The sequence below is a fragment of the Actinomadura sp. GC306 genome, from assembly GCF_004348665.1.
Classification (GTDB): Bacteria; Actinomycetota; Actinomycetes; order Streptosporangiales; family Streptosporangiaceae; genus Spirillospora.
Genome location: NZ_SMKM01000285.1, coordinates 1 through 8,460, shown reverse-complemented (window position 1 = coordinate 8,460; position 8,460 = coordinate 1). Strand labels below are relative to the sequence as shown.

The window sequence follows — 8,460 nt, the reverse complement described above, 5'->3', positions numbered from 1 at the left end:
TCCGGGCGGAGAGGTCTCGGTGGTCATCGGTTCCGGCAGGTTTGGCGAGGGGAGCGAGGGTCCCGTCCCAGACTGCTGCGTCTTCGGCGTTGAGCCAGCCTTTGATGTAGCGGCCGCCGTCAAGGGACCGGGTCGAGTCGATCCAGGAGTGTTCGTAGCCGTGCCGGGTGTCGGGGTCGGGCTTTTCGGTGCCATCGCGTTCGGCGATCAGGTCGGTGATCCGGTTACCGAAGGCCGCGACCTTCCCGGCGGAGAAGTCTTGTTCCACCAAGTTGAGAAGGATGTCCTCGGCGGCGGCGCAGTCGTCATCGTTCAGGCGGGTGACGGCGGTCGCGATGGTGGAGGCGTAGCCATAGGAAAGGTGACCGCGAGCGAGTCGCCTAGTGACGGCCGGGAGGCGGTCGCGCTGGCGCGCCAGGTTGATGCGTTCCTTCGCTCTGGCCTCCCGCATGCCCAGGCGGGACCTCAGCCAGCTCCGGACGGACGGGTACCCCCAACGCCGCATCTCTCCTGTCGCGTCGACTCGGGCGATCAGCGAGGCGAGAGCGCTCTCGTGCAGGTCCGTGGCGCTGGCCAACGTTTCGGCCGCCTGCATGCACGCAGCGCCGGACTCGGGTGCCTCTCGTCGGGCGAGTTCGGCCGCGATCGCCGCCGCCGCGTCCACCAACTCACTGGTGGACATCGACGCCACTTCGATCAGCCCGCTCGAACACACGCCCCTATGTTATCGAACAACCACGGACAGTGACCACGAGCTCCGGGTGACAGTTTCAGAACCCCCCGGATAGTCTGAGCACTCGAAATACCGAACACCATTCCAGAACGCCGCGAAGCGAGCACGCGACCGGCAGGCCCCATCTGCCAAGCCTCATTAGCCTCGAAGTCGTTCGCAACGGGTATGGGGAAAATGTATTTGGCTAAGGCCGTTTCCATTTTGGGAGTGGTCGCTGTCGGGACAGCAAGGGTCCGGACGCGCCGAAGCCGGAGGTGCGTCAGCGGGCGTTCGCCGCGTTGCTGACCGACCTCAAGCGGTAGGAGCGCAGCCGACCCCTGTGCCCGCGGCAAGGCCCGGCTCGACGCGGTGGCGGGGAGTGGTGCGGGCCGGGCATGGGGCCGCCCCGGACCGCCGGTCGGCCCGGGGCGGGAGACGGGTCACCGCTCGCGGTGGCCTCGCCGTCTGGCGTCCTCCTCCTCTTCCAACTCGATGCGCTCCTTGCGCACCTCGCCGCCGACGGTCTCCTCTTCGGTGACGGTCTCCTTGCTGGCCCGCACGCGCTCCACCGGGGTGGTCTCCTTGGACACCACCGGCCGCTCCTCGTGCAGGGTGACCTCGTGTTCGGCCTCGGTGATCTCCGCTCCGCGCATCGCCGCGTCCCGGTTCTCGCCGGTGATCGGCTCACGCTCGACCCGGACCTCCTCGTGGCTGACCGGGACGGTCATCTCCTGCTCTTCGGTGACCACGTACTTGCGCAGCCTGGCCCGGCCGCTCTCTCGGGTCTCCTTGCGGACGTGGAGTTCCTCCTCGGAGCGGGTCATCGCATCGTCGGTCTCGCGTCCCCGCTCCGGTGCCGCGTCCCCCGGATGTGCCTGGGCGTGCCTCCCGCCCGGCCCAATGCCGTAGTAGCGGTACAGCTGCTCCTCCTCGTCCGCCGATATATGCCCGGCCTCGACGTCCACGTGGGGCGCCTGCTTGATGAAGTCCTTCTCCCACTCCGCCTCGACATGGTCGGCGACCCACTCGGCCCCGCTGGTCGGGACGAAGGTCTCCTTGTTGCCGAGCAGCCCCGTCTTGATGCCCAGCCACTCGGGACGCCCGGTCTCGTCGTCGAGGAAGACGTGCTTGACGTCGCCGACCTTGCTGCCGCTCTCGTCGTAGAGCGGATGGCCCAACACCTGAGGAATTTGTTCCCTGGTAAGCATGTGCATCCCTTCTTCGGTCCTCGCAGCCCTACCACCACAAAACGAAAGAATGTCTCTTCGAGGGCAAATACCTTCAAAGGCTGATTTGCCCAGATTTTCCGCTCTGCCGGGAACAATGCGAAGTGCTGGCCGTGCCGGTGGGGGAACAATGGGGAGGTGGCTCGTTGGGTCCTGCACGTCGATCTGGACCAGTTCATCGCCGCCGTCGAGGTGCTGCGCCGTCCGGAGCTTCGCGGACGGCCGGTCGTCGTCGGGGGTGACGGCGATCCGACGAAGCGCGGCGTCGTCAGCACGGGGTCCTACGAAGCCCGTGCCTGCGGCGTCCACTCCGGGCAGCCGCTTCGGACGGCGGCCCGGCGCTGTCCGGACACCGTGTTCCTCCCGGTGGACCGCGATCTCTACGAGGACGTCTCGGCCCAGGTCATGGCGACGCTGCGGGGGTTCGGTGTCGTGGTCGAGGTGCTCGGCTGGGACGAGGCGTTCCTGGCCGTCGACGGCGATCCGGAGGCGCTGGCCAGGCAGATCCGTGACCGGGTGCGCGCGGCGACGGGGCTGGAGTGCACGGTTGGCATCGGGGAGAACAAGCTCCAGGCGAAGCTGGCCACCGGTTTCGGCAAGCCCGCCGGGATCTTCCGGCTCACCGGGGAGACCTGGTTCGAGGTGCTCGGCGACCGGCCGGCGGACGCGCTCTGGGGCGTCGGGGCCAAGACCGCCAAGCGGCTGGAGGGGCTGGGCATCGGTACGGTCGGCGAGCTCGCGGCGGCCGATCCGGACGTCCTCGCCCGGCATTTCGGCCCCACGATCGGACCCTGGCTGGTGCTGCTCGCCCAGGGCCGGGACAACTCTCCGGTGAGCGATGCGCCGCATGTCCCGCGGTCCCGCGGCCGGGAGACCACGTACCAGCACGATCTGGACGATTGGGCGGACGTGCGCCGCGAGGTCGCCAGGCTGGCGCGCCGGGTCGCGCACGACGCCGCCGGCGACGGGAGGGACGTCGGCCGCGTCATCGTGAAGGTCCGGTACGCGCCGTTCTTCACCCGGACGCACGGCCGGACGCTGGAGGCGCCGGCGACCGGGGCGGACCGGGCCGGGGTGGACCGGATCGGGGCGGACCGGATAGTGGAGGCCGCCCTCGCCGCACTCGACGGATTCAACGAGCGGCGGCCGGTGCGGCTCCTCGGGGTCCGCGCCGAGTTCGCCCGCTGACCTGGTGATTTCGCGGTTTTCTTGAAGTTTGCGGGCGTTTGGTGCTCGGAGGCCCCGGGGAGGATGACGCTCGTTGGCTGATGTGCACGACGGGGGAGGAAGCACATGAAGAGGGTCATGGTCGGGAGGGTCATGGTCGGTGCCTTGATCACGGCGGCCGTGGGGTTCGCCGGTGTCGGGGGCGCCACCGCCGCCCAGTCGTCCCAGGAGCCCACGCGCCAGGACTGCCGCACCTATTCGAGCGTCACCGACTGCGGGCAGCCCGCCGAGCTGACGGAGAAGCAGCAGGCGTGCGTGACCGCGGCGACCCGCCAGGGCATGACCGAGCGCCGCGCCGAGACGGAGTGCCGCGCCTTCTCGTAACCCGCCGAAGCTTCACGAGGGGCCCGTCCGCCCAAGGACCGGGCCCCTCGTCATGACCGGCCGCCGTCGTCGGGGAGCCGCACGACGTGCGGGACGCCGGCCGGGTTGCTGATCCAGTGCGCGTCCAGCCCGGCGGGGAGCGGCTCCAGTTCGTCCTGGACGGCGACACCATGCGCGGCCAGATGCGCGGTCGCGCGCTCGACGTCGTCCGTGAACAGCTCCAGCCACAGGTCGGCGTGCGCGTAGTTGTCGACCCGGTCCAGCCACAGCGTCACCGGCCCGAACCGCACCGAAACGCTCTGCGCCACGCCAACCGCGTCTTGGTCGGTCACCTCCATGCCCAGGACGTCCCGGTAGAAGGCGACGGTGCGGTCGAATTGGGCTTTGGGCAGCTTCATGGCGATGTTGTGGCCGCCACGGAAACTCGGGTTCACGGGTCACTCCTCCTGTGTCCGATCGAGTCCTGTGTCCGATCGAGGTGGTCGCGCAGCCGCTCCAGACGGCCGTCCCAGTCGCGGGCGAGAGCGGCCAGGAACCCCTGGGCGACCGTCACCGGCCCGGTCTGCAGGCGATAGCGGACGCGGCGCCGCTCCCCGGCCTCGGCCCGTACGAGCCCGGCCTCGGCAAGCAGCCGCAGGTGCTTGGCGATCGCCTGCCGGGAGATGGGCAACCGCCCGGCGAGGTCGGTCGCGGTAGCGGGCCCACGCGCGGCGAGCTCGGCGAGGACGCTGCGCCGCGTCGGATCCGCCAGCGCGGTGAACACCGCCTCCGCGACCGCCTCGGCGTCGGGGTGCTCAGGCGGCATCGAGATAGTCGATCAGCTCGGCCAGCTTGGTCCGCCAGCCCTGAACATTGGTCTCGTAGGCGTCGGGAAGCTGGGCGAAGCCCGTCTCCACCACGGTGAGCCTGGTGCCCGCGGACGTTGGTTCAAGGGTGAACTCCACGTAGGTCCGCCGCGGATCGCTCGGCGGCAGCCCTTCGATAGCCCAGGTGTAGGCGAGCAAGTGCGGCGGCTGCACCACCTGGAAGACCAGCGTGTCCTCCTTGCCCTGCCCCCACCGCACGCGAGCCCGCCCGCCTGGGCGCAACTCCTCGACCTCCGCGTAGGTACCAAGCCACCCCCCGAGTCCCTCGGCAGTGGTCAACGCCGCCCACACCTTCTCCGGCGGATGCCGAAGCTCAAGACCCCGCTCAATCCGATCGGGAACCCCCACACTGACCCCCAGTAGCAACCAACAGGTTGCAACATACGTGGCAACCAACCGGTTGCGCAATCCTCCATGCGCGAATCCTTGACCCGGCGTCGCCGGCGCCGATCTCCCGGTGTCGGGCGACGTCCTCCACACCGGTCCCGACCGTCCGACCACGCGGAGCACGGTCTGGGCCTTGCCGCCCCTGCTCACCGCCGGCCTGCCGACCTCGCTGGTCGTCGGCCATGCCGCGCGCTTGTCGTAGGCGGTGGCGACCGCCGCGGCCCGGTCGTTGACGCCGAGCTTCGCGTAGATGTGGGTGAGGTGGGTCTTGACGCCGACTGCGCTCTCGGCGGCTCCCGCTAATTAGCGCCCTCGCCTACGCGCTTCCGACCCCGGCCTTCGTCCTGGCGGCGGCCCCTGGCCCTGACGTCCGACGCGGTGGTCGAAACTGGGCCACCGCAGCCCGGTGATCGGCCCTCCTCGTCACGCGGCTGCCGGCGGTCTGCACGCCTGCCGCCTCCGCTGGCGCCTCTTCGCCGCCCCCGCGGCAGTCCAAGCCAGAGACCGCATCCTGGCCCGCAGGGCGGCCCTCCCCAGCCGGGCTAGTGCGGTGACCATCACCGTTCACCGGGGCCGACGATCCGTTGACTTGCGGCGTGTTGTTGTTCTCCGGCCTCTCCTGACAACAACACGCCGCAAGTCGACGCACTTGGTGGTCCTGCGCAGCCGCGGCGGTCAGGCGGCTCGGGTGCCGGGCGGCGGTGCGGTGAGGGCGTAGATCAGCAGGACGCACAGGGCGATGGTCAGCACCGACCAGATGGGGAACGCCTGCAGGAACGCCAGGTGTCCGATCGCCGCGAGGACGGCGCCGATGACCCCGACCACGCGCGCCCACATCTTGCCTGCCACGATCCCCGCTCCGACCGCGACCTGGACGACGCCCAGGGCGAGCCAGAACCAGCCCCAGGTGGTGTAGTCGAACACCAGGATCTGGTTCTGCGTGACGAGGTAGTAGTCGTCGTTCAGCAGGGCGACCAGTCCGGCGATGATGTTGAACGTTCCGATCACCAGGGCGATCGTGCCGGCGAAGGTCAGCCACCCCGAGGTCACCCGCGCTCGTGTCGAGGTCGAGGCAGACCCGTGGGTCATCTTGGTCGTCATCGAATCCCCTCCCCGCTGCGGCCACGGTGGCCGTCTCCTGCCCGGGAGGCTGCCCCTCTCGCCTGAGGTAGCAAACCATGACAAAACGCCTTTTAGGCGCTCTTGGGAAGAGCAGGGCTCGCCGTTGGGCGCGGCGGTGAAGGGCCGGACGGGACGGCCGCCTTGCAGCTCCGCGGCGCCACAAGGGAGTGCTGACTCCCTGCATGACCTCCTATCCTCGGGTCCCATGGCATTGCGGCTCGTACAGGTGAACTACAAGGCCCGGGACGACTCGGCGCTCGGCCGGTTCTGGGCCGATGCGCTCGGCTGGGGCGTCTCCAGCGAGGGCCCCGGCGTGACCAACGTCGAACCCGAGGGCTTCGACTGGCCGGACCCCACGGCCGTCTGCGTCGACGTCGTCACCGTCCCGGACCCCCAAACGGTGAAATACCGCGCGCACCTCGACCTCGCCACCACCTCCGAAGCCCACCAGGCGGAGCTGGTCGCACGCCTGACAGAACTCGGCGCGACCCACGCCGACATCGGCCAGGGCGACGTCCCGTGGACGGTGATGGCCGACCCGGAGGGCAACGTGTTCTGCGTCTTGGAGCCCCGGCCGATCTACCGGGACACCGGACCGATCGCCGCGGTCGTCGTCGCCTGCGCCGACCCTCGTGCCATGGCCCGATTCTGGGGCGAGGCGGTCGACTGGACCGTGCACGAACTGACCGATGACCTCGCGCGCCTGCGCTCCGCCGAAGGGGTCGGCCCGTATCTGGAGTTCGTCCGCAAGTCCGACGCGGAGACAGTGTGGACCCGCGTCCATCTGGACGTCCTGCCCTACCAGCGCGAGGACCACGCAGCGGAAGTGGACCGCCTCCGCACCCTCGGCGCCACCAACGCTGACGTGGGCCAAGGCGACGCCCCCTGGACGGTGATGGCCGACCCGGAGGGCAACGACTTCTGCGTCCTAGGCCGCCCCACAGCCACATAGAGCGGTCCGAATCCGTTGACGCCACGCCGGAAGCGACCGGTCGAAGGCGTCGCGGACCAGGCGTTGCACTCGTGCCACGTCCGGAAGCCGGCCCCTCTCGACCTCCCTCGCGGGGCCAGGTCCTCGCCGGGGTCGACGAGGCGGCCTGGGGCGAGACAGGATCGGGGGGTTGCGGCGCCCCGGCCTGAGGCGGGTGCGAGAGGAGCGGGTATGGAACAGGTGCGTCTCGGCAGGACGGGTTTGAAGGTTTCGCGGATCTGCCTGGGGATGATGAGTTACGGCGATCCGGCCGTTCGGGCGTGGGCGCTTGAGGAGGATGCGGCGGAGCCGATCGTCCGGCGGGCCGTGGAGGAGGGCGTGACCTTCTTCGACACCGCCGACGGGTACTCCAACGGCGTCAGCGAGGAGATCACCGGAAGGCTGCTGCGGAGGCTCTTCGCCCGGCGGGACGACTACGTCCTGGCCACCAAGGTCTACATGCCCATGGGGGAGGGGCCCAACGACCGCGGCCTGTCCCGCAAGCACGTGATGGCGGGCATCGACGACTCCCTGCGGCGCCTCGGCACCGACTATGTGGACCTCTACCAAATCCACCGGTGGGACTACGGGACGCCCATCGAGGAGACCATGGAGGCCCTGCACGACATCGTGAAGGCGGGCAAGGTCCGGTACATCGGCGCGTCCAGCATGTACGCGTGGCAGTTCGCCAAGGCACAGCACGTCGCGGAGCTGCACGGCTGGACGAAGTTCGTGTCCATGCAGAACCACTACAACCTTGTCTACAGAGAAGAGGAGCGGGAAATGGTCCCGCTCTGTGTCGACCAGGGTGTGGGGATGTTTCCGTGGAGTCCGCTGGCTCGTGGGCTGCTGGCCGGCAACCGGGAGCGGGGCGGCGAGCGCAAGACCGTCCGGGCCAAGAACGACGCCTTCGGCGACACCCTCTACACGGAGGCCGACTTCGATGTGGTGGACGCCGTCCGCGAGGTCGCGAAGGAGCGGGGCGTGCCGGCGGCGCAAGTGGCGCTTGCGTGGTTGCTCGGCAAGCCCGGCGTGACGGCCCCCATCGTGGGTGCGACGAAACTCGCACATGTGGCGGACGCGGTCGCCGCTGAGGGCCTGACACTGGACGAAGGGGAGGTCGGACGGCTGGAGGCGCCGTACCGTCCGCATCCCGTTCTCGGGCATTCCTGACAGGACGTGCAAGCCGGTACCGCCGGGGAATGAACGTTCGGGACGCGTTCTGCGTCTACAGGATGGGGATTTGCGATACCGCTGGCGATCGGGGCAGGCTGGGGGCGGAAAGCGCCCGCGCGTGGCCGGACCGCCACGTGGGGGCATGGGTGACAAGGTTCGGAGGCCGTGTTATGCGCCGCGCGCTTCTGAACTTCCGGGAGCCGGGGAGGCCCCGGGACGACGGCGCTGAAGGAGCCCGACGATGACCGAGAATGACGGCACGCAGGGACCGCAGCGGCCGTTGCCGGAGGACGAGGGCCAGCAGCGGCCGTCCGAGGGCCAGGAGCCGCCGGCCCGGCCGATGGGCGACCGGACCGTGGTGTTCGGCGCCCCGCAGCTGGGCGGCACGCCGCCGCCCGAGCAGCGGGACGACGAGCGCCAGGCACCGCCCCCGCCGCCGCCCACGATGGT

General features: G+C 69.8%; 10 protein-coding genes and 1 pseudogene. 5 read left to right on the top strand and 6 right to left on the bottom strand.

Features of this window, described 5'->3' with window-relative positions; all coding sequences use genetic code 11:
- Positions 1-715: DUF222 domain-containing protein (locus E1200_RS28145; protein ID WP_131955107.1), on the bottom strand; the 715-nt coding region annotated here is incomplete at its 3' end.
- A 437-nt stretch (positions 716-1,152) separates the two neighbouring features.
- Positions 1,153-1,893, bottom strand: a complete 741-nt coding sequence (locus E1200_RS28140) for a PRC and DUF2382 domain-containing protein (protein ID WP_243708880.1) — start codon at positions 1,891-1,893, stop codon at positions 1,153-1,155.
- 183 nt (positions 1,894-2,076) lie between these two features.
- Between E1200_RS28140 and E1200_RS28135 the strand changes: the two genes are divergently transcribed.
- The gene (locus E1200_RS28135) at positions 2,077-3,126 is read left to right on the top strand and encodes a DNA polymerase IV (RefSeq protein WP_131955105.1); all 1,050 of its coding nucleotides are present in this window, start codon (positions 2,077-2,079) and stop codon (positions 3,124-3,126) included.
- A gap of 105 nt (positions 3,127-3,231) precedes the next feature.
- A complete protein-coding gene (locus E1200_RS28130) occupies positions 3,232-3,489 on the top strand; it encodes a hypothetical protein (protein WP_131955104.1) in 258 nt (85 codons plus the stop codon).
- 50 nt (positions 3,490-3,539) lie between these two features.
- On the opposite strand, the gene E1200_RS28125 is transcribed toward E1200_RS28130, so the two are convergent.
- From E1200_RS28125 to E1200_RS28110, 4 genes are all read right to left on the bottom strand, one after another.
- Positions 3,540-3,923: a VOC family protein gene (locus E1200_RS28125; protein ID WP_131955103.1), complete on the bottom strand. Its 384-nt coding sequence runs from the start codon at positions 3,921-3,923 to the stop codon at positions 3,540-3,542.
- Positions 3,920-4,294, bottom strand: a complete 375-nt coding sequence (locus E1200_RS28120; protein ID WP_131955102.1) for a metalloregulator ArsR/SmtB family transcription factor — start codon at positions 4,292-4,294, stop codon at positions 3,920-3,922. Before E1200_RS28120 ends, E1200_RS28125 begins: the two co-directional genes overlap by 4 nt.
- Positions 4,284-4,703 carry an SRPBCC domain-containing protein gene (locus tag E1200_RS28115; RefSeq protein WP_131955101.1) on the bottom strand — a complete coding sequence of 140 codons (420 nt, stop codon included), beginning with the start codon at positions 4,701-4,703 and terminating at the stop codon, positions 4,284-4,286. Before E1200_RS28115 ends, E1200_RS28120 begins: the two co-directional genes overlap by 11 nt.
- Before the next feature lie 714 nt (positions 4,704-5,417).
- A complete protein-coding gene (locus tag E1200_RS28110) occupies positions 5,418-5,843 on the bottom strand; it encodes a hypothetical protein (protein WP_131955100.1) in 426 nt (141 codons plus the stop codon).
- Between the two features lie 226 nt (positions 5,844-6,069).
- Between E1200_RS28110 and E1200_RS28105 the strand changes: the two genes are divergently transcribed.
- From E1200_RS28105 to E1200_RS28095, 3 genes and pseudogenes are all read left to right on the top strand, one after another.
- A complete protein-coding gene (locus E1200_RS28105; RefSeq protein ID WP_131955099.1) occupies positions 6,070-6,816 on the top strand; it encodes a VOC family protein in 747 nt (248 codons plus the stop codon).
- 210 nt (positions 6,817-7,026) lie between these two features.
- On the top strand, positions 7,027-8,007 hold the full coding sequence (locus tag E1200_RS28100) for an aldo/keto reductase (protein ID WP_131955098.1): 981 nt from the start codon (positions 7,027-7,029) through the stop codon (positions 8,005-8,007).
- Between the two features lie 244 nt (positions 8,008-8,251).
- A pseudogene (locus tag E1200_RS28095) lies at positions 8,252-8,460 on the top strand (hypothetical protein); the annotation flags it as partial.

Bases quoted from the DNA above. Each gene is read 5' to 3' on its own strand.
- E1200_RS28100 (WP_131955098.1), top strand. From the start codon at position 7,027: ATGGAACAGGTGCGTCTCGGCAGGACGGGTTTGAAGGTTTCGCGGATC.
- E1200_RS28130 (WP_131955104.1), top strand. From the start codon at position 3,232: ATGAAGAGGGTCATGGTCGGGAGGGTCATGGTCGGTGCCTTGATCACG.
- E1200_RS28120 (WP_131955102.1), bottom strand. From the start codon at position 4,294: ATGCCGCCTGAGCACCCCGACGCCGAGGCGGTCGCGGAGGCGGTGTTC.
- E1200_RS28105 (WP_131955099.1), top strand. From the start codon at position 6,070: ATGGCATTGCGGCTCGTACAGGTGAACTACAAGGCCCGGGACGACTCG.
- E1200_RS28110 (WP_131955100.1), bottom strand. From the start codon at position 5,843: ATGACGACCAAGATGACCCACGGGTCTGCCTCGACCTCGACACGAGCG.